At 56.4% G+C, this 20,498-nt stretch carries 20 protein-coding genes; 3 read left to right on the forward strand and 17 right to left on the reverse strand.

Going from position 1 to position 20,498, the window contains the following annotated elements; genetic code table 11:
• Positions 1 to 69 precede the first annotated feature (69 nt).
• The 13 genes from ABI171_RS07510 to ABI171_RS07570 all read right to left on the reverse strand — a co-directional run bounded on the left by ABI171_RS07510 (position 70) and on the right by ABI171_RS07570 (position 11,302).
• On the reverse strand, positions 70 to 1,485 hold the full coding sequence (locus tag ABI171_RS07510; protein WP_348092008.1) for a DegQ family serine endoprotease: 1,416 nt from the start codon (positions 1,483 to 1,485) through the stop codon (positions 70 to 72).
• Positions 1,486 to 1,575: 90 nt separating this feature from the next.
• Positions 1,576 to 2,628 carry a MucB/RseB C-terminal domain-containing protein gene (locus tag ABI171_RS07515; protein ID WP_348091948.1) on the reverse strand — a complete coding sequence of 351 codons (1,053 nt, stop codon included), beginning with the start codon at positions 2,626 to 2,628 and terminating at the stop codon, positions 1,576 to 1,578.
• Position 2,629: 1 nt separating this feature from the next.
• On the reverse strand, positions 2,630 to 3,271 hold the full coding sequence (locus tag ABI171_RS07520) for a sigma-E factor negative regulatory protein (RefSeq protein WP_348091949.1): 642 nt from the start codon (positions 3,269 to 3,271) through the stop codon (positions 2,630 to 2,632).
• Between the two features lie 68 nt (positions 3,272 to 3,339).
• Positions 3,340 to 3,942 carry an RNA polymerase sigma factor RpoE gene (gene rpoE, locus ABI171_RS07525; RefSeq protein ID WP_348091950.1) on the reverse strand — a complete coding sequence of 201 codons (603 nt, stop codon included), beginning with the start codon at positions 3,940 to 3,942 and terminating at the stop codon, positions 3,340 to 3,342.
• Positions 3,943 to 4,023: 81 nt separating this feature from the next.
• The gene (locus ABI171_RS07530; RefSeq protein WP_348091951.1) at positions 4,024 to 4,563 is read right to left on the reverse strand and encodes a flagellar hook-length control protein; all 540 of its coding nucleotides are present in this window, start codon (positions 4,561 to 4,563) and stop codon (positions 4,024 to 4,026) included.
• A 69-nt stretch (positions 4,564 to 4,632) separates the two neighbouring features.
• The gene (fabF, locus tag ABI171_RS07535) at positions 4,633 to 5,874 is read right to left on the reverse strand and encodes a beta-ketoacyl-ACP synthase II (protein ID WP_348091952.1); all 1,242 of its coding nucleotides are present in this window, start codon (positions 5,872 to 5,874) and stop codon (positions 4,633 to 4,635) included.
• 30 nt (positions 5,875 to 5,904) lie between these two features.
• On the reverse strand, positions 5,905 to 6,147 hold the full coding sequence (gene acpP, locus ABI171_RS07540; RefSeq protein ID WP_038487422.1) for an acyl carrier protein: 243 nt from the start codon (positions 6,145 to 6,147) through the stop codon (positions 5,905 to 5,907).
• A 200-nt stretch (positions 6,148 to 6,347) separates the two neighbouring features.
• Complete coding sequence (gene fabG / locus ABI171_RS07545) at positions 6,348 to 7,118, reverse strand: 3-oxoacyl-ACP reductase FabG (RefSeq protein WP_348091953.1); 771 nt, start codon at positions 7,116 to 7,118, stop codon at positions 6,348 to 6,350.
• Positions 7,115 to 8,047 (reverse strand): ACP S-malonyltransferase, encoded by a 933-nt coding sequence (gene fabD, locus ABI171_RS07550; RefSeq protein WP_348091954.1) that lies wholly within the window; start codon positions 8,045 to 8,047, stop codon positions 7,115 to 7,117. The genes fabG and fabD overlap by 4 nt, the downstream gene beginning before the upstream one ends.
• Positions 8,048 to 8,148: 101 nt before the next feature.
• Positions 8,149 to 9,135 carry a beta-ketoacyl-ACP synthase III gene (locus ABI171_RS07555; RefSeq protein WP_348091955.1) on the reverse strand — a complete coding sequence of 329 codons (987 nt, stop codon included), beginning with the start codon at positions 9,133 to 9,135 and terminating at the stop codon, positions 8,149 to 8,151.
• The gene (gene plsX, locus ABI171_RS07560) at positions 9,132 to 10,247 is read right to left on the reverse strand and encodes a phosphate acyltransferase PlsX (protein WP_348091956.1); all 1,116 of its coding nucleotides are present in this window, start codon (positions 10,245 to 10,247) and stop codon (positions 9,132 to 9,134) included. Before plsX ends, ABI171_RS07555 begins: the two co-directional genes overlap by 4 nt.
• A gap of 155 nt (positions 10,248 to 10,402) precedes the next feature.
• The gene (gene rpmF, locus ABI171_RS07565; RefSeq protein WP_014006864.1) at positions 10,403 to 10,585 is read right to left on the reverse strand and encodes a 50S ribosomal protein L32; all 183 of its coding nucleotides are present in this window, start codon (positions 10,583 to 10,585) and stop codon (positions 10,403 to 10,405) included.
• A gap of 216 nt (positions 10,586 to 10,801) precedes the next feature.
• Positions 10,802 to 11,302 (reverse strand): YceD family protein, encoded by a 501-nt coding sequence (locus tag ABI171_RS07570; protein WP_348091957.1) that lies wholly within the window; start codon positions 11,300 to 11,302, stop codon positions 10,802 to 10,804.
• 170 nt (positions 11,303 to 11,472) lie between these two features.
• On the opposite strand from ABI171_RS07570, the gene ABI171_RS07575 reads away from it, so the two are divergent.
• Positions 11,473 to 12,081: a Maf-like protein gene (locus ABI171_RS07575; RefSeq protein WP_348091958.1), complete on the forward strand. Its 609-nt coding sequence runs from the start codon at positions 11,473 to 11,475 to the stop codon at positions 12,079 to 12,081.
• A gap of 18 nt (positions 12,082 to 12,099) precedes the next feature.
• Complete coding sequence (locus ABI171_RS07580; protein ID WP_348091959.1) at positions 12,100 to 12,852, forward strand: SAM-dependent methyltransferase; 753 nt, start codon at positions 12,100 to 12,102, stop codon at positions 12,850 to 12,852.
• 524 nt (positions 12,853 to 13,376) lie between these two features.
• Here ABI171_RS07580 and ABI171_RS07585 read toward each other — a convergent pair.
• From ABI171_RS07585 to ABI171_RS07600, 4 genes are all read right to left on the reverse strand, one after another.
• The gene (locus tag ABI171_RS07585; protein ID WP_348091960.1) at positions 13,377 to 14,360 is read right to left on the reverse strand and encodes a S49 family peptidase; all 984 of its coding nucleotides are present in this window, start codon (positions 14,358 to 14,360) and stop codon (positions 13,377 to 13,379) included.
• A 43-nt stretch (positions 14,361 to 14,403) separates the two neighbouring features.
• Positions 14,404 to 14,808, reverse strand: a complete 405-nt coding sequence (locus ABI171_RS07590) for a Rieske 2Fe-2S domain-containing protein (protein WP_348091961.1) — start codon at positions 14,806 to 14,808, stop codon at positions 14,404 to 14,406.
• A gap of 32 nt (positions 14,809 to 14,840) precedes the next feature.
• The gene (locus ABI171_RS07595) at positions 14,841 to 15,500 is read right to left on the reverse strand and encodes an HAD-IIIA family hydrolase (protein ID WP_348091962.1); all 660 of its coding nucleotides are present in this window, start codon (positions 15,498 to 15,500) and stop codon (positions 14,841 to 14,843) included.
• Positions 15,501 to 15,597: 97 nt separating this feature from the next.
• On the reverse strand, positions 15,598 to 16,704 hold the full coding sequence (locus ABI171_RS07600) for an RluA family pseudouridine synthase (protein WP_348091963.1): 1,107 nt from the start codon (positions 16,702 to 16,704) through the stop codon (positions 15,598 to 15,600).
• Positions 16,705 to 17,304: 600 nt separating this feature from the next.
• On the opposite strand from ABI171_RS07600, the gene ABI171_RS07605 reads away from it, so the two are divergent.
• Positions 17,305 to 20,451 carry an Rne/Rng family ribonuclease gene (locus tag ABI171_RS07605; protein WP_348091964.1) on the forward strand — a complete coding sequence of 1,049 codons (3,147 nt, stop codon included), beginning with the start codon at positions 17,305 to 17,307 and terminating at the stop codon, positions 20,449 to 20,451.
• Positions 20,452 to 20,498 lie beyond the last annotated feature (47 nt).

Here is a 20,498-nt window from a genome sequence, read left to right on the forward strand (position 1 = left end):
GCGTCCCTGGAAAACAAAAAGCTGCAGATCCGGACGATCTGCAGCTTCTGGCAAACAACACCGGCTACATCAGCTGCCCGGACGCAGCGGCACGAATTGCGATGATTCACCACGGCGCACCAGCAGCACCGCCATTTTCTTCGGCTCCAGCTTGGTCACCAGAGCGTTGAACTGTTTGGTATCCTTGATATCGGTATTGTTCAGGCGCTGCACCACGTCGCCGGTGCGCAGGCCGACCCGCGCCGCGCTGCCCTCGGCCGACTCGATCAGCACTCCGCCTTCCACGCCTAGCTCTTTCTTCTTGGCGTCGTTCAAATCGCTGACGATCAGGCCGAGCGCATTCGCTACCTGCTGCTCTTTCTTCGGCTTGGCATCGTCGTCCGTAGCGACTTTATCGGCGGCCAGTTCCGTGATCATGATCGGGAAGTCGCGGCTGCTGCCCTTGCGCCAGACACTGATGGTGCCGCGCGCGCCGGGCTTGGTATTGCCGACCTGACGCGGCAGATCATTGGCCTTCTCGATCGCCGTACCGTTGAATTTCAAGATGATGTCGCCGGCCTGCAAGCCCGCCTTGGCGGCAGGACCATCCGGCTCGACCCGCGCCACCAGTGCGCCTTCCGCCTTTGGCAAGCCCAGCGATTCAGCCACATCCTTGGTGACTTCGCCGATTTGCACGCCGATACGGCCACGGGTAACCTTGCCCGAGGTTTTCAGCTGGTCCGAGACGCGCATCGCTTCGTCGATAGGGACCGCAAACGAAATCCCCATGAAACCGCCGGAGCGGCTGTAGATTTGCGAATTGATGCCGACTACTTCGCCGCGCATATTGATCAGCGGACCACCGGAATTGCCGGGATTCACCGCCACATCGGTTTGAATCAGCGGCAGGTAATCGCCGGTGTCGCGCGCCTTGGCCGAAATGATGCCGGCGGTAACGGTGTTTTCCAGACCGAATGGCGAGCCGATCGCCAGCACCCATTCGCCCGCCTTGATCTTGTCGGAATCGCCCATCGTCAGGCGCGGCAGATTGCTGCCGTCGATTTTTAGCAAGGCCACGTCGCTGCGGGTATCGGCGCCGATCACCTTGGCCTTGAATTCACGCTTGTCGGTCAGGGTGACATAGACTTCGCTGGCGCCGTCGATCACGTGCGCGTTGGTCATCACATAACCGTCGGCGGAAATCACGAAGCCGGAACCAACCCCGCGCGGCACTTCTTCCTGCGCCTTGGGATCAGCCTTGCGGCCACGCTGGCCAGGGACTTGCGGCCGCGGTACATTGGGCACCGGGACGCCGAAGAAGCGACGGAAAAATTCTTGCATCTCGTCGTCGCCAGGGTCGCCGGAATCACCTTGGCCGGAGCCGGTCTTGACTTTTTCAGTGGTGCGGATATTGACTACGGCAGGACCGGTTTTTTCAACGATGTCGGTAAAGTCCGGCAAGCCGGCCACCGGAGCGGCGATTGCCTGGGGTCCGACGCCAACCATGGCGGGAACAAAAAAAGCTGCCGTCGCAGTGACTGCCATTGCAGATATAACACCACGAAACGGAGCCGGCATTTTCATAGTCATAAAATTTTATTTGTTTTTGAGTTCAATCGAATTCGCCACCTGCCTCATTGCCGCCGGCGGCACGTCGCCAACAATCGTCAACCAGTAATCGCCCTGCCGCTTGCCAACGATATTCAGCGCTCCCTGTTGCAAGGAGCCCTCGGTACGACTTTGGCTGCCCGGTTCGATGAAGATCGAAATCGCCACCAGTCCATCCGAAAAAATCAATTGCGACACTTCGCGCCGCGCTGCCGGTTGCGGCGCGCCGGCGCTGCTCTTGGCGGCCGGCGGCGGCGCGTCCATCACCATGCGCTTGAGTTCGCGTACTTTCTTGAAACCGGCAGGCATGCCGGTGACAGTCCACTCGTTCAGATTGGCCGGATTGATGACATTGCTTTCCGTATGCCAGGTATTGGTATTGCCAAAACTCGGTTTCAGGCTGCGGTGGTCGACATTGCCGATGCCAATCTGGGTAAACGAAATCTGTTCGATGATTTCATTCTTGCTGTTCAAGGTCTGCGCGCGCAGCAGCAAGCCGGAATTCTTTTCCGCCCACAGCTTGTAACCGTAGCGCATGTTGTCCTTCGGCTCCAGCAGCACAGCCTGGCAATCGAAACCGGCAACGCGTCCGGTCTCGCCCATTTTTATATTGTAGTAATCGCTCAAGTCCGACGGCAGCGCCGCCAGGATGGCAGGAAAACCATCCTGGGTGACGCGCTTCTCGACGATCTTGGTTTTCGTCTCCGGCATGTAGCCGGTGACGTCTTCATTGCGCCGGATATACTCGCGCGGCTGACCGTCGAGGATTTCCAGTTTTTCTATTTCATTGCGGCCTTCGAGCACATGCGTAATACGTGAAGTCCGTATCTGATTCGCCTGTTGATAAATGAAGGTGCCGGAATAATTCAACTTTTGCGCCGCCGACTGAATTTTTTTCAGCAAAGCTTGCGCATCCTGCTTGTCAGCGGCATTTGCCGCTGCATTTCCGGCATCCGGACCTTCCGCCTGGGCGGAAAGCACTATCATGAACGACAGCAAAACTCCTAGCAAAAATCGCGTCTGCCCTCGCGTCTGCCGCATATTAGTTATCAGCATCAGGTGCAAATTTGGCTGGCCGTGCGTATTGCGCAGCACTATAGAGGGAAGGAGAGAAACGCTGATGCGCCGATAGATATTCATCCATCCGCGAATCACGCAACACTTCTCCGGCGTGCGTCATGACACGAACGTCGCCAGCGGAGGACGCCAGGGCCAGTTGCGGCGTCGCCACCACTGCAGATGCCTGGGCCGGGCCTTGGGCCGGACCACTCACCACTGCCAATTGCGGCGAGATGATGAATGCAGCCGCCGCAACTGCCGCCGCCGCCATGCCCGGCAGGGCAAAGCGTTTGATATTGCGTCTACCGCCCATCACACCGACGCGCATAGGCTGGCCGCCGCCGACAGCGATCTGCTCGGAAGGCTGCATGGTGACGGCCAGAGGTGCGGCAATGATCGTCGGCTCGGCATCCAGCAACGCCGACATGCGTGCGGAAAAACCCGCACTCATGGTCAACGCCATATCGTCCGAACGCATGATGTCGCCTATCTGGTGATAGACATCCCATGTGTCGCGACCGTCTGTTTGACGCAAGGCCGCCAGCGCCATATCCACATAGGCGCCGGATAACTCCCCATCAGCCAAGGCAGAGATCTGCTCTTGGGTCATATCTTTGGTATTCATAAGTCACCTTAAAACCTGGCCAACCCCTTCGTTCCCGAAAAACCACTATCTTTTTTTTAACAACGTTTTTACCAACGTTTGTCGATGGCCGTACCCAGCAATGGCCTCAACTTATCTGCGATAGCTTCCCGTGCCCTAAATATCCGACTGCGTACCGTACCTATCGGACACCCCATTGCCTCAGCAATTTCGTCATAACTCAAACCCTCGATCTCACGCAAGGTGATTGCCGTACGCAGCTCTGCCGGCAAAGCCTCCATTGCAGTATTCACGGTTTGTGCTATCTGCTTGGTGGCCAGCAAAGATTCAGGAGTGTTTATATCCCTTAGTTGCTCGCCGTCGTCAAAAGTTTCTGCTTCTTCTGAATTTGCTTCAGTCGAGGTCGGCGCCCTGCGGCCTTGGGTCACCAAATAGTTCTTGGCAGTATTAATACCAATGCGATACAGCCAGGTGTAAAAGGCCGAGTCGCCCCTGAACTGAGGCAGCGCCCGGTAAGCCTTGATAAAAGCTTCCTGCACAACATCCTCGGCTTCTGCCTGATCGCGTACCAGCCGCGAAACAAGACGCATTAGCTTTCGCTGGTATTTGATAACCAGCAGCTCGAACGCCTTCTTATCGCCACGCTGAACGCGTTCGACAAGCAGTTGATCAATTTCGCGTTCTGTCGTCAATCCCCATTCCCTTGTTTTGTTGCGACGTGCATACGGGCCCGGGCATAGATAGTAAGCAATAACATAAGTTCAATGAACGGCTTATTCATTTGCCAATCCGGTGACCCTTGTTTTGTCCGCGCCGTTCTTACGGTTCGCATGTGCCGCAATCCAGCGGCACGCCACGGACAAAACTCTAAAGGAATCTTTAGAAACACAATCAGGCAGTATAGCGATTGTTCGGACTGAGCCGCTAGCCAATCGAAGGCGCAGCAACAGTAAATGTGACCAGATGGTGGTGCCTTGCAGCAATTCTGCAGGCATCAGCATCAGTGTCGGTGTCGGTATTGAGACTGGGCTTGCATTTATAGCAATTGGCGCGATAATTTCGGCAATCCGGATTTGGCCGGTGGCGGAAATATTGACTTGAATTGTGCGCCGGTCTCGATAGAAGTGCAGCATGCCGTAAGCTGCCGCCAACAGGCATAGTGTGGCCAAGGCCAAGCGTTCTGGCAATAGCAAATTGCCTACATTACCGTATGCAATCAGGATGCCTACCAGTCCAACCAGCGCGCATTCAGTTGCTACCAAGGTAAACAACAGCCTGGATGGCTTGACAACGGCTGAGAGAGCGATCGACATGATGGCTAACTTGAAGCGAATTTTGAACCGGTCGCCAGAGAGACCGGTTCAAAGCACTGTTGCAAAAATTCAGATTTTGCCAAAAACCAGGGTGCCATTCGTGCCGCCAAAGCCGAATGAGTTTTTGACTGCGATGTCGATTTTCATATCCCGTGCGATATTTGCACAATAATCAAGATCACATTCAGGATCCTGATTGAAGATATTCGTTGTCGGTGGTGAAATCTGGTTATGCAGAGCCAGGACGGTAAATACCGACTCCAGGCCACCAGCGCCACCCAACAAATGCCCGGTCATCGACTTGGTGGAATTCACCACCAGCTTGTAGGCGTGATCGCCGAAAGCCGCCTTGATGGCGTCCGTTTCATTCTTGTCGCCCAACCCCGTTGACGTCCCATGCGCATTCAGGTACTGCACTTCGTCAGGGTTGACGCCTGCATCGCGCAAGGCATTGCCAACGCAACGGCGCGGGCCGTCCAGGCTTGGCGCGGTCATGTGATAAGCATCGCCGCTCATGCCGAAGCCGAGCAATTCCGCATAGATCTTGGCGCCGCGCTCCTTGGCGTGTTCGTATTCTTCGAGCACCAGCACGCCGGCGCCCTCGCCCAATACGAAACCGTCCCGGTCCTTGTCCCAAGGACGCGAAGCGGTAGCGGGATCATCGTTACGCGACGACAAGGCGCGCGCCGATGCAAAACCGCCAACGCCCAACGGCGACACGCTGGATTCCGCACCGCCGGCAATCATCACATCGGCATCGCCGTACTGAATCATGCGGCCGGCCGCACCAATACAATGCAAGCCCGTGGTGCAGGCGGTGACTATCGCCAGATTCGGTCCTTTCAGACCGTATTTGATCGACAGATTGCCGGAAATCATGTTGATGATCGACGCCGGAATGAAGAACGGACTGATGCGGCGCGGGCCGCGGCTAGTCAGTTCGGCATGCGTTTCTTCGATCAAAGGCAAGCCACCAATGCCGGAGCCGATGATGACGCCTATCCGCTCAGCATTAGTTTCAGTTACTTCCAGGCCACTGTCTTGCATCGCCTGCATTCCCGCCGCCATGCCATAGTGGATAAACGTATCCATATGCCGTGCGTCTTTGGCCGGAATGTAATCTTCGATATTGAAACCCTTCACTTCTCCCGCAAAGCGCGTGGAAAAAGCAGTGGCGTCAAACTTGGTGATGGTTGCGATACCCGATTTGCCTGAAATAATCGCATTCCACGCATCGGCAATAGTATTGCCGACCGGTGAAATGCAACCCAGGCCGGTTATCACAACGCGGCGTTCACGTGTGCGGCTCAAGCGGTTCTCCTGGATACATTCAAAGCTTGCTTAGGCTGCCTTGACGTGGGCCTTAGCGTAATCGATTGCTTGTTGCACTGTAGTGATCTTTTCAGCTTGTTCGTCAGGGATTTCCATTTCGAACTCATCTTCCAGTGCCATCACCAATTCAACGGTGTCGAGCGAATCAGCACCCAGATCGTTGACAAACGACGATTCGATCTTGATGTCAGCTTCTGCGACGCCCAGTTGCTCAGCGACGATTTTTTTAACGCGTTGTTCGATATCGGACATGTGATGCCTCCATTAGGTTACAGAAAGTGCGCGCATTTTAGCAGGTTTGCGCATTGAAAATTTACTTTCGACATTAGTCTTTAATTTTTAACTAAACCATGTCAAAAGCTTCTAAATAGCCACTACTTACATTCAACTCTGAAACAAGCCTAAAACAAGCTTAAGACAGACCCTTGGTAAAAGGCCTGAAAAAGCTCGATTTAACTCATGTACATGCCGCCATTCACGTGCAAAGTGGTGCCCGTGATGTAGCCGGCTTGCGGCGATGCCAGGAAGGCCACTGCCGCAGCAATATCCTCTGCCGCACCCAGACGCCCCAGCGGGATCTGCTGGAGCAAGGCGGCGGTTTGCTGCTCGCCCAGGTCTTTGGTCATGTCGGTATCGATAAAGCCCGGAGCGACGCAATTGACCGTGATATTGCGGCTGCCGATTTCGCGCGCCAGCGCCCGGCTCATACCGGAAACGCCAGCCTTGGCCGCCGCGTAATTCATTTGGCCAGGATTGCCGGCGGAACCGACCACCGAAGTGATGTTGATGATGCGGCCAGCCTTGGCCTTCATCATGCCACGCAAGACGGCGCGCGACAAACGTGCGACAGCGGTCAGGTTGGTGGCAATCACGGCGTCCCACTCTTCGTCCTTCATGCGCATCGCCAGCTGATCCTGGGTAATGCCTGCATTATTGACAAGGATCGACAAACCGCCAAATTCTTTCTGCATCAGCTCTACGGCGGCGGCACAGCCCGGAGCGTCATTGACGTTCAGCACGATGCCGCGGCCATTGCCAGGCCGGCCGGCTTGCATGTATTCCGTAATGGCGGCGGCGCCGGCTTCCGAGGTCGCGGTGCCGATCACCTTGGCACCGCGTTTGAGCAGCTCCAGCGCAATCGCACGACCGATGCCACGCGAAGCGCCGGTAACCAGGGCGACCTGGCCGGCCAGATCTTGTACACCTGTATTCTCTAGACTCACTTGTATGCCTCCAACATGTTATCCAGCGACGCCTGATCGAGAATCATCGCGCCGATCAGGCTGTCATTAATACGCTTGGTCAACCCAGCAAGAACCTTGCCCGGACCGCATTCAACCACATGGGTGACGCCTTCGGCGGCAATTTTCTGCACCGTTTCCACCCAGCGTACCGGGCTTGCAGCCTGCCGCACCAGCGCGTCCTTGATAGCTTGCGGATCGCTGACAATGGCGACATCGACATTATTGATCAAGGCTATCTGCGGCGCCGAGAAAACCAGGTCTTGCATGTATTCACGCAGACGATCCGAAGCCGGCTTCAACAGCGAGGAATGAAATGGGGCCGATACCGGCAATGGCAAGGCACGTTTTGCACCTTTTTCTTTCGCCGCCACACAAGCGCGCTCAATCGCGCCCTTATGACCGGCAATCACCACCTGCGCCGGCGCATTGAAATTCACCGCTTCGACGATTTCACCTTGCGCCGCCGCCACGCAGACTGCACGTACGTCTTCATCCGACAAACCCAGAATAACCGCCATGCCGCCCTGTCCGACCGGCACCGCTTGCTGCATCGCTTGCGCGCGGAAACGCACCAGCGGCACGGCATCCTTGAATGCGATCACGCCGGCGGCCACCAGCGCCGAATATTCACCCAGGCTGTGACCAGCCACCAGCGCCGGCGCTTTGCCGCCCGCCGCCAGCCAGGCACGGTAGCAGGCAACCGCCGCAGTCAGCATGACCGGCTGCGTATTGGTGGTCAGGTCCAGCTCTTCTTTCGGTCCTTCGGCAATCAACTTGCCGAGATCGAACTGCAGCGCTTCAGAAGCTTCTGCAACGGTGTCTTTCACTACCGGGTTATCGGTGAAACCGTTCAACATGCCAACGGCCTGCGAACCCTGGCCCGGGAAAACGAATGCGAATTTATTCATGCCTAACCTGTGGGTATCAATTTTATTATTAAACAACACGCCGGAAGACACCGGAGATTACAGTGCAACCTGTCGCGTGGATGGCAATGCACTTAGCTGATTTACATGCGCGCCAATATGGCGCCCCAGGTAAAACCGCCGCCGACACCTTCCATCATGACATTCTGTCCAGGCTTGACGCGGCCATCGCGCACTGCCTTGTCCAGCGCCAACGGGATCGATGCCGCCGACGTATTGCCGTGCTGATCTACCGTTACCACCATGCGCTCGTTATCCAGACCCAGTTTGCGGGCTGTGCTTTGCATGATGCGGATATTGGCTTGATGCGGGATCAGCCAGTCGATCTCGGACGCCGCCATGCCGGCGATTTGCAGCGTTTCGTTGGCGACCTTTTCCAGCACCGAGACTGCCAGCTTGAATACCGCCTGGCCATCCATGTACAAGAAAGCACTGCCTTCGACTACGCCCGAACTCACCTTGCCTGGTACGCAAAGAATATCTTTATAGCGGCCATCGGCATGCAGCTTGGTAGCCAGGATGCCAGGCTCGGCGGAGCCGGTCATGATTACCGCGCCGGCGCCGTCGCCAAACAGAACGCAAGTGGTGCGGTCTTCGAAATTCAGGATCCGCGAAAAAACTTCAGTGCCGATCACCAGCACATTCTTGTGCGCGCCAGACTTGATGAAACTGTCCGCAATCGATACCGCATACACGAAACCGCTGCACACGGCCTGCACGTCAAACGCTGCGCCGCCGGTGGTGATGCCAAGCTTTTGCTGCACCACGCAGGCAGTGCTCGGAAAGCCGCCGAAATAGTCCGGCGTCGAGGTGGCGACGATGATCAGGTCGATGTCGTCAGCCTGCATGCGCGCCATGTCCAGCGCCTGCCTGGCTGCCGCGACAGCGAGGTCGCTCGATTGCACATCGGCTTCCGCATAGTGGCGGGCAGCGATACCGCTGCGCGAAAAAATCCATTCATGGGATGTTTCAATCCCCTTCGCAGCGAGCTGCTCGGTGAGTTCTTGATTACTTACCCGCTTCGGCGGCAAATAGCTGCCGGTACCGACAATTTTGCTAAATGTAGTCATGCTGTCTTTTGTTGGGTTGATTCAGTATTGACGATTTCACCGGCGCCCTCGCCCACGCCTGCTTCGGCAGCCTTGGGCGCGGCATCGGCTTGCGGCATCAGCTCCGCAATCGTGGTCGCAATACGAGACAATACATCATATTTGGCTGCGTCGAATGCGCGCTGTATGGCCCATTCGTAACCATAGGCGTCTGCGCCGCCGTGGCTCTTGAAAACCAGCCCGCGCAAGCCGAGCAGGCTGGCGCCGTTATAACGCGATGGATTGAGGCGGCGCGAGATGGCCTTGATGGCGCCGCTCGCAATCACGGCGCCCAGCATGTTAAGGATGCCGCTCTTGAATTCGGTGGTCAATACGATCTTGACGAAACGCCCCAGCCCTTCGGATGCCTTGAGCGTGACATTGCCGACGAAGCCGTCGCAGACGACGATGTCGGTGGTGCCTTCGTAGATATCGTTGCCCTCGACATTGCCATAGAAATTCAGGATGCCCTTTTCATGATCCGCGCGCAGCAATTCAGCGGTCAGCTTGACCACTTCGTTGCCCTTGATATCTTCCTCGCCGACATTCAGCAAACCGATGGTCGGCCGTGGCTTGCCTTCCATGGCGGATACCAGCGCCGAGCCCATCAAGGCGAACTGATGCAAATGCTGCGGTTCGCAATCGACGTTGGCGCCAAGATCGAGCATGTAGGTCGGACGGTCTTTTTGATTCGGTAGCAGCGTACAGATCGCAGGACGGTCCACGCCATGCAAAGTCTTGAGCAGATAACGGGAAACCGCCATCAGGGCGCCGGTGTTGCCAGCCGAGACGCAAGCCTGCACCTGCTCGTCCTTGACCAGACGCAGGGCGACACGCATTGAAGAGTCTTTTTTACGGCGCAACGCGGTTTCGATGGAATCGTCCATCGTCACCACTTCGGATGCGTGCAGTACCGACAGCCGCGGATGGGCGCTGGCCTTGTGCTTTTTCAGCTGGGCCCGGATTTCATCTTCGAGACCAACCAATACCAGCTCAGCCTCAGGCTGGCGATTGGCGAATGAAACAGCAGCAGGTACGGTAACCGACGGGCCGTGATCGCCACCCATGCAGTCAATAGAAATTTTAATTGTCATTGTTTTGATTCAGTGCCTACAACCCATACATTATGAGGCAGATTGGGCGTGATTCAAAATGACGCGGGGAATTATTCCACCCTTCCACATACAAAAACGGCGCTGCTGAGAAAAACTCATCGCGCCGCCTTCAACCTGCATCACAAGAACAGAAATTACTCGTCGTTCTTGGTCTTCAATACTTTACGGCCACGGTAAAAGCCGTTCGGGCTGATGTGGTGACGCAGATGTGTTTCACCAGTCGTTGGCTCGATAGCCAGCGGAGGTGCAACCAGAAAATCGTGGGCGCGATGCATGCCGCGCTTCGATGGGGTCTTCTTATTTTGTTGAACTGCCATGATAACTCCTGCTTTCTTAAGATCTTAAAGTTTAACATATCCAACCCTCAGAACAGGGAAAGGCTGGATACTCCTGCCGCGTTTGTATGCGCGGATTTTACTGCCTATTGCCACACCTTAGTCACACATCATCAAAATCACACTCTACGACTGTGAAAATCAGCGCGACAAATTTACCGCAATTCCTTATCGAATCCATTACAGACTCTATTTACATCATTGTTGCTTCAAATTCTTGAGCATCGCGAATGGCGACTCTTTCTTGCTACTCTTCAAGCCTTCCAGCGCAGACTGGTCCGGACAAACCGGATGCTTGGGCGAGAGCGGCAAGGCCAGCAAGGCCTCGTCTTCAATCAATTCAACAATATTCAGTGATTTGGTGCCGACGATGACATCAATCTCGTCATTATCAAGCAGCGCATCGATTTCATCGGCGCTTTCTTCATCTTTTGCCAACACCAGCACGGATTCCGCGTCGATATCGAAGGCAAATGGCGTCAGGCAACGTTGACACATGATCTTGATCGCGCCGGTGACCGACATCGTCAATTGCGGATGACCCAAGGAATCAGCGCCGCCGACCAGTACCCAGTGCAGCACGCCGGAGCGGTCTGCCGACTCATCTGCCAGGCGACTCAGGTCAGCCACAGCGATTTCGCCTTCACGGCGCTCTTTATGGCGCGAATACTCAAAGGCGTCGATTACAAATGCACTCATAAATATAGCCGAACTCAGCCGAACCCGGAAAACCTGCGATAATAGCAGCCTTTTCCTTTATTCGTCAAAGTGTTAGCGTATTTTCCGCCTTTTATCACCGGACAGGCGCTCAAATGGCGGAAATCATGGCCTCTTTACAACAGACCAACCAACAGACGACCGCATCCAATATGTTACCACCCCTGCCGCGCCTGATCCTGGGCTCCAGCTCAAAATACCGCAAAGAATTGCTTTCCCGGCTACAAATTCCATTCGAAGTCATGGCGCCGGATATCGACGAGGCCCCGCTCCCCGGCGAAACGCCTGAGGCCACGGCGTTGCGCCTGGCGCTGGACAAGGCGCGCGCGATAGCGTTGGCGGCGCCGGGCGCGCTGGTAATCGGCTCGGACCAGGTCGCCACACTGGACGGCGAACAAATCGGCAAACCCGGCAACCACGATAACGCAATGAAGCAATTGCAGAAAATGCGTGGCCGCCGGGTCATTTTTCATACCGCCCTGTGTTTATGGGATGGCAGGGAAAAACAGGCCGACGCTGCAGCACAGCTTGAAAACATCCAGACGTTCGTCACTTTCCGCAACTTGCCTGACGCCGAGCTCGACGCCTACTTGCGCATTGAACAACCTTATGATTGCGCCGGCAGCGCCAAGAACGAAGGCTTGGGCATTGCCATCCTGGAAAAAATCGAAAGCACTGATCCTACCGCTCTGACCGGATTGCCATTGATTGCGCTGACCAGTATGCTACGCCGCGCCGCCCTTCCGTTTTTCACAAAGTAGAACCGTTAAAGTAGACCCATGCAAGGTATCCTGTATTTAATTCCCAACACCCTTGGTCAAAGCGATGCCGATCTGGCGCAACCGCTGGCCGCCATCATTCCGGTTGAAGTCCAGGCGCTTACCGCCAGGCTCGATTACTTCATTGCCGAAAATGCAAAGACCACCCGCGCGTTCCTGAAACTGGTCGACGCCGCCCAGCCGCTGGCCAAGCCGCTGCAAGAAATCCACATCGCCGAATTGAATGTAAACACCGCGAGCGCCGCATTGCCGGCCTTGTTGGCGCCTATCCTGGCAGGCCAGGACGCGGGCCTGATCTCGGAAGCCGGCGTACCGGCGGTAGCGGATCCCGGCGCCAATCTGGTGCGGCTGGCGCATACCCATAACATTCAAGTACGGCCGCTGGTGGGCCCGTCTTCGCTGCTGCTGGCCGTCATGAGCAGCGGCCTCAACGGCCAGAGCTTCGCTTTCAACGGCTACCTGCCGACCGATGCGGATCTGCGCAGCAAACGCATCAAGGCATTGGAGCTGCGTTCGCGCCAAGACCAGCAGACGCAGCTGTTCATTGAAACGCCTTATCGTAACGGCGCATTCCTTGAAGCGCTGGCCAACAATTGCCAGCCCGGCACGCTGATCTGCGTCGCCACCGACCTGACCCTGCCATCGGAAACCATCCGGACGCAAACCGCAGCCAAATGGAAGACGGCACTCGTGGCAGGCAAACATCCGGACTTCCACAAAAAGCCGACTGTATTTTTATTTTTGGCGCAGTAATTTTTTGTCCACGAAATACACGAAAAGCACGGAAAAATTTGTTCGCGTATTTCGTGCGAAATGTTTTTTCTTGCATCATAAAAAACCGGCTTCCAAAATGCAAAACGGCATCGGTATTGCGCCGACGCCGTTCTTGCTAGTCTCGAAAGACAGGGGTTGAGAAGTCGAAAACTTCTCGGTGCCGCATCCATGATGCGGTGGGTTGTCCAGTAATCAAAAATTATTCCAATGCAAGGGGTTGTATTGCAGCTGGAATGATTTTTTGCTACCAAAACAATATCAACTGAGTGGCCAACGAGTTTGCTATTTCGATATTCGCCTCCTCCGTTCGCTTTTCCTTTAGTCCCTTTAATATACGCCAGGATCGCGAAGATACAAGGCGAATTACGGTAATACGGTATTACCTTATGAGGCTTTCAACATTCGTTATTTTTACTAAAAAGCCCGCCGGCAATTTCTTGCAGGCGGGCTGTTGAATAAAGCTTAACGCTGACATCCAGCGCGAAAAAATCAGTGCCGAAAATTCAACGCAGGCTTGGCCTTACTTCATTTGCAAGCGACTGCACCACGCCGGCGCCCATCGCCACGCCGAATTTTTTCAGCACGCGCTCAGGCAAGCCTTCGCTCTTGGTGTAGTCGACAATATCTTCCTGCTTCAAGACATCGCGCGCAACGCTATCCACCGTACCGTAACCATCGGCGAGTCCCATGTCGATGGCCTTTGAGCCGCTCCAGAACAAGCCGGAGAAAGTTTCTGGCGTTTCCTTCAGGCGCGCGCCGCGGCCCTTGCGGACAACGTCGATGAACTGCTGATGAATTTCAGCCAGCATGGTTTGCGCATAGCCCTTTTGGGTCGCACTCATCGGGCTGAACGGATCAAGGAAACCCTTGTTCTCGCCCGCCGTCAGCAGACGCCGCTCAACGCCGACCTTGTCCATCAAGCCGGTGAAGCCGAAACCATCCATCAGCACGCCGATGGAGCCAACGATACTGGCTTTGTTGACATAGATCTTGTCGGCCGCAGCGGCGATGTAGTAACCGCCGGAAGCGCACATCTCGTCGACCACTACATACAAAGGTTTTTTCGGATACTCCTTGCGCAAGCGTGTGATCTCATCATTGATGATACCGGCTTGCACCGGACTGCCACCCGGACTGTTGATGCGCAAGATCACACCGACCGAATCATCGGCGGCGAAGGCATTATCGAGTGCGGGCACGACCACGCCGGCCGAGCCGTTGCCTTCCGATTCGATCGCGCCATTGATCTTGACCAGCGCGGTATGGGCGCCGACGGTTTGCGTATCCGAGCCTTCGTAATTCATGCCCAGCCAAAATGCAAAGCCGATCACGCCAAGCACCGCCAGCTTGAAGAAAATACCCCAGCGACGCCGCGCACGCTGTTCACGCAACGATGCAAATGCCAGCTTTTCCAACAGCTCGCGTTCCCAGCCTGCTTTTTTTTCCGGCACGGCAGAATCCACATTATCAAATTCGTTATTGCTCATGGTGCTCACTCACGTCAATTATCCAAGATCATTCAATACCTCGTCAGGCGATTGCCGGCCGCACGTATTCATCAGGGATCCAGAACACCTGATCATTGCTTTCTTCAACTACAATCTTGTGCAAACGGCCACCGCGACAGGGACCGCCGGCGCATCTCCCGGTCTCCGGCTCATACACGGCGCCATGCGTGGCGCACATCAGGTACAAGCCGCTGGACTCGAAAAAATCGCCCTCGTTCCAATCCAGTTCCATCGCCACGTGCGCGCAACGATTGAGATAAGCATGGACCACATTGTCGTAGCGAATCGCAAACGCCACCGCATCGTCGCCCCAGGCCGTCACCGGAAAACGCACACCCTTGCCGCGCTCAGCCAATGCAGAGGAGGCGCAAATGGGAATTCGCGGACCCGGGTTCGGGTTCAGATTGATTACGGCTTGCTCAGACATCGTGCAACACTCTCATTGGCATGGACCTGGCATCAGGCATTATTGATCAGCCAGTCGTGCAATTGCGGCGTCGAGGTCGCACTGAACAATGGCTTCAACGCGTTCAGTTCATGCGCCGGATGCGCGCCGTACTGGACTGCAATTCCTGCGGCGCCGGCATTGATCGCCATTTGCAAATCATGCGTGGTGTCGCCGATCATCACGGTGCGCTTCAAATCCTGGCCCAGCTCTCGCGTCAATTCCTGCAACATGGCCGGATGCGGCTTGGAGAAGGTTTCGTCGGCGCAGCGGGTAGCGTCAAACACCGACAGCAGCTTGGTCTCATGCAAGGCGCGATTCAGCCCGACCCGGCTCTTGCCGGTGGCGATCGCCAGGAAATATCCTTGCTGCGACAGATCGGCCAGCATTTCGCGCACACCGTCGAACAGGGTCAGGTCTTGGTCCTGCGCCAGGTAGTGATAGCGATAGCGCTCCACCACCCGCGGATACTGGCTCGCTTCCAGGCCCGGCATCGCCAGTTGCATCGCTTCAGCCAGACCAAGCCCGATCACATGTGCGGCGGCCTTGTTGTCCGGAATCGGCAGTCCCAGGTCCTTGGCTGCGGCCTGTATGCATTTCACGATGATGGCGGTGCTGTCCATCAAGGTGCCATCCCAATCAAAAACGATTAAATCAAAATTCTTTCGCGCCATATAGCCCGGCAATCGCTCGCCGGCTCCTGTTCGTGGATTCAGTTTGCCGGCCAGTAATTGACTGCAGCAAACCAATAGATAAATACTAACTGATATTTTAATCGCCCGTGGTGTGCGATGGTGCAGGAGCAACATCGCCAGAATTTCCACCAGGTAAACTTTTCAGGAATTTTTCACATTCCGGCGGCAACGGCGCTTTCAACGTCACCGGCTTGCCGGTTTCGGGATGGGCAAAGGTAATCTGATAAGCATGCAAAAACATCCGCTTCAGCGCGATGCGCGAGCCATCGGCCTTTTGCAAAGTGCGGTTGAGGGAAAAGTCGCCATATTTGTCATCGCCGGCAATCGCAAAACCGCTGGATGACAAATGCACACGAATCTGATGAGTGCGCCCCGTCTTCAGTTCGGCTTCCAGCAAAGCATAGTCGCCGTAACGGCGGATCAGGTTAAAGATCGTGTGCGATGCCTGGCCGCCCTCTTGCACCCGCACCCGGCGCTCGCCGTCAGCCGCCGTATATTTATGCAATGCCAATTTAATATGCTGGCGCTCGTTTTGCCAATCGCCATGCACCAATACCAGATAGCGCTTGTCGGTATCGCCTTCGCGCATTTGTTCATGCAGATTGGTCAATGCGGAACGTTTCTTTGCCAACAACAAGATGCCGGACGTATCGCGATCCAGCCGATGCACCAGTTCCAGAAACTTGGCGTCCGGACGCGCAGCCCGAAGTTGCTCGATGACACCATAGCTGACGCCGGACCCGCCATGCACGGCAACCCCTGCCGGCTTGTCGATCACCAACATGTGATTATCTTCCAGCAATATCTTGAATTCGGCGCCCGGTACTACCTGTTCTTGCTTTTCAGCAATCCGAATCGGCGGCACACGGATAATGTCGCCTTCGAGCAGGCGATAGGTCTGGTCGATACGGCCTTTGTTAACTCTTACCTCACCCGAACGCAGTACACGATAAATGTGACTCTTCGGCACTCCTTTGCAAATACGCAACAAAAAATTGTCGATCCGTTGACCGGCATCCTCTTCCCCAATGGTCAGCAACTGCACCTGCAAGGGCGCAAGCGGCGCCTGCACCTCTTGCTTTACAGCTACTTTGGGTTCGGCCTTATGCTTGGCCGCGGCTTGCGTCCGCGGTGCGGGACGGGACTTGACCCGTCCTCCAGAAAATCTCGCTAAGTCCTTCATTTTGAATATATAATTGTTCCGCGACTGTTCAGAAACAGTTGCTGGTGTAAGAATAAAAAGACCATTCTACACAGGGGCGTCCCCATCAGCCTCGCCAATTTGCAAATTTGATGGGAAATGTGTACGCATCACCCCTGCGCGAGTCAAGGTCGCACCGTTGTTGTCATCGGATAGCGCGCACGGATGCTGAACAAGAATGTCTGGATGATTAGGATAAAGTCCGGCGAGCCCGATGTGATTTTTAGTCGCGACGGGCTCGCCGGTTGATGTAGTGCTTATATTTGTCGATTAACTTTACTGAAACCAATGCTGCATTTGGCTCTATCAAGCTGCTCACCGCCAGGCGTCATGCTCGCGTTCCGCGAACTGCAAGACGCTGTACCGGTGCACGCTGATAGTATTCTGTAATACGACAGCACTAATCCGCGCCTGTGCACCGCGCCCTGCTTTGCAGATCAGGCGCTGACACACCAAGGCAATTCTCTCCCCCCGGACACTCCGTTCTCGCGTACATCCCTGTACTTTTTGGCGCTGACAGAATGCTGATGAACAGCATCATTAAGCGCCATTGAATTGACCCAAGGGTCACGGAGCGAAAAAATGAAACGCATGTTGTTTAATGCTACGCAGCAAGAAGAACTGCGCGTAGCTATTGTTGACGGGCAAAAGCTCATCGACATCGATATCGAAACCACCGGACGCGAACAACGCAAGTCCAATATCTACAAAGGTGTGATTACCCGTATCGAGCCGTCGCTGGAAGCCTGTTTCGTCAACTACGGTGAAGAGCGTCATGGCTTCTTGCCGTTCAAGGAAGTCGCACGCACCTACTTTAAAGAAGGTGTCGACGTCCGTACCGCATCGATCAAGGAAGCCCTGCGCGAAGGCCAGGAAATCATGGTCCAGGTCGAAAAGGAAGAGCGCGGCAATAAAGGCGCCGCCCTGACCTCTTTCGTCTCGCTGGCCGGCCGCTACCTGGTCCTGATGCCTAACAATCCACGCGGTGGCGGCGTTTCCCGCCGCGTCGAAGGTGAAGATCGCCAGGAACTGCGCGAAACCATGGATCAGCTGGACCTGCCAAACGGCATGTCGGTGATTGCCCGCACCGCCGGCATCGGCCGCAACGTTGACGAATTGCAATGGGATTTGAACTACCTGATGCAACTCTGGCGCGCCATCGAAGGCGCCGGCTCCCAAGGCAAGGGCGCTTTCCTGATTTACCAGGAATCGTCACTGGTGATCCGTGCGATCCGTGACTATTTCCAACCGGACATCGGCGAAATCCTGATCGATACCGACGAAATCCACGACCAGGCCCAGCAGTTCATGGCCCACGTCATGCCCGACATGGTGCACCGCGTTAAGCGCTACCGCGACGACGTGCCGCTGTTCTCCCGCTTCCAGATCGAACACCAGATCGAAACCGCGTATTCGCGCACCGTACCGTTGCCATCCGGCGGCGCCATCGTGATCGACCATACCGAAGCCCTGGTTTCCGTGGACGTCAACTCGGCGCGCGCGACCCGCGGCGGCGATATCGAAACCACTGCATTCAACACCAACTGCGAAGCCGCCGAAGAAGTCGCCCGTCAATTGCGCTTGCGCGATCTGGGCGGTTTGATCGTGATCGACTTCATCGACATGGAGAATTCCAAGAACCAGCGCGAAGTCGAAACACGCCTGAAGGATGCCCTGCGCTATGACCGCGCACGTGTTCAGATGGGCAAGATCTCGCGCTTCGGTCTGATGGAATTGTCGCGCCAGCGCCTGCGTCCATCGCTGTCGGAAGGCAGCCATGTGACTTGCCCGCGTTGCAACGGCACCGGCCACATACGCGATACGGAATCTTCAGCCCTGCAAGTCCTGCGCATCATCCAGGAAGAGGCGATGAAAGAGAATTCGGCGGCGATCCACGTCCAGGCGCCAGTCGACGTCGCTGCTTTCCTGCTGAACGAAAAGCGCGGCGAGATCCTGAAGATCGAAACCCGTCACCGCGTCGGCATCATCCTGATCCCGAACAAGCATCTGGAAACCCCGCACTACAAGCTGGAACGTCTGAAGCACGACGATCCGCGCCTGGAAGAAACCCAGGCCAGCTATGCGATGGCAGAGCAAGCCGATACCGATATCGGTTACAGCAAGACCCAGAAAGAAGAAAGCAAGCCGCGTCAGGAAGCTGTGGTCAAGGGCATTACGCCAGACCAGCCGGCGCCTATCGTCGAACGCAAACCGGTCGAAGCAGTACGTCCGGCAGCCGTGGCTGCCAGCCCGGCCGAAACCGGTTTCCTCGGCAAGATCTTCGGCTTCTTCTTCAGCAAGCCGGCTGCGCCCGTCGCCGCCCCTGCTGCGACGACAGAAACCAAGGGTGCGCAGCAGCGTGACCGTGGCGATCGCGGCGGTGACCGCAACAGCCGTGGCCAGCGTGGCCGTAACCGTAGCGGCCGTAACCGCGATGGCAGTGTCCCGGAAACACGCGACGACAGCGCCAAGAAGCCGGTAGTGGCCGAGGTCGCAGAAGCCAAGATCCAGCAAGCCCGTCTGCCACGCCCTCCGCGCGAACCGAGAGAGCCGCGTGAACAGCGCGAAGGCAACGAGAGCAAGTCGGAAGCCCGCAACGAAAACAAACGCGAGCGCAACGAGCGTCCGCCACGTCCGCCGCGCGAAGAGCGCAAGGAAAACCTGAGCGAAGTCAAAGTCGATGACACCTTGCTCAAGGGTGGCGTAGTCGCCGCTGCAGGCGTAGCTGTAGCCGGCATTACCGAAGCGGCAGAACCGGCGCAGCTCGATAGCGACCGGATCGAAACCAAGGCCGAAGGAGACGAAGAACCACGTCGTCGTCGTCGCCGCGGTGGTCGTAACCGTAACCGTCGCGACCGTGATGCTACTGATACTACCGAAGGCGGCAGCGAAGGTAGCGAGGACATGGAAGCAGGCGAAAGCGACGCAACTGATGCAGTTGTAACGGCAGTCGGTACTACGGCAGTCGATGCCGCTCCTGCAGTTGCCCATGAAGCCGCACCTGTCGAGCAGCCAGTCGCTGCACCGGCACCGGCCCACGCAGAAGCCGTCAGCGACGACGTGCCGATGATGGCGTCTTCTGTTCCGGTGTCGCAAGAAGTTGCTGCGCCAGCCCAGCCTGAGACGATTGCGCCGACAGTCCTGTCGAACGCTATCGCCGCACCGCTGGTGCCGCAGGAAATTGCACCGGTGGCGGAAGTCGCTCCGGTTGTTAAAGCTGAACCTGCAGTCGAACCAGAGTCTGTGTCCGCGCCAGTGTGGATTCCGGTTGCAGCCGCGCCGACTATTGCCGAACCTGAAGCAGTCGTGGCGGCGCCGGTAGCAGCGGATCCGGTGGTAGAGCCATTGGTGACGACAGTTGCAGCGCCAGCCCCGGTTGAGCACGTTGCGCCGCAGGTGGTCGAAACTCCGGCCCCGGTCATCGTTGAACCTGCGCCAGTTGTGATTGCTGCCGCTCCGGCAGCAGTTGCGCCGGCGCCGGCAGAAACAGCACCAGCCGCAGTCAAGACCGCCGTATCGAGCTCCTCGCCCAAGGTAGAAGATCTGCAAACCGTTCTGGCGGCAGCAGGCCTGACACTGGCAGCGACCGATCCGAGCAAACTGCGTGCAGCGCAGGAAGCCACGGCCAACATCGCTGCCGCTCCACGCGTCCCGCGTGAACGCAAGCCGGTAGCGGTGCAGGCCAGCGAACCGCTGGTGCAGATCGAAACCCAGCGCTCGCAGTCCTAAGCCAGCTTGCGCCGCCGGCAACATGGCGGCGTAGCAAAATGACAAGG

Origin of the sequence: Collimonas sp. (assembly GCF_039923675.1) — a bacterium.
GTDB lineage: Bacteria > Pseudomonadota > Gammaproteobacteria > Burkholderiales > Burkholderiaceae_D > Collimonas.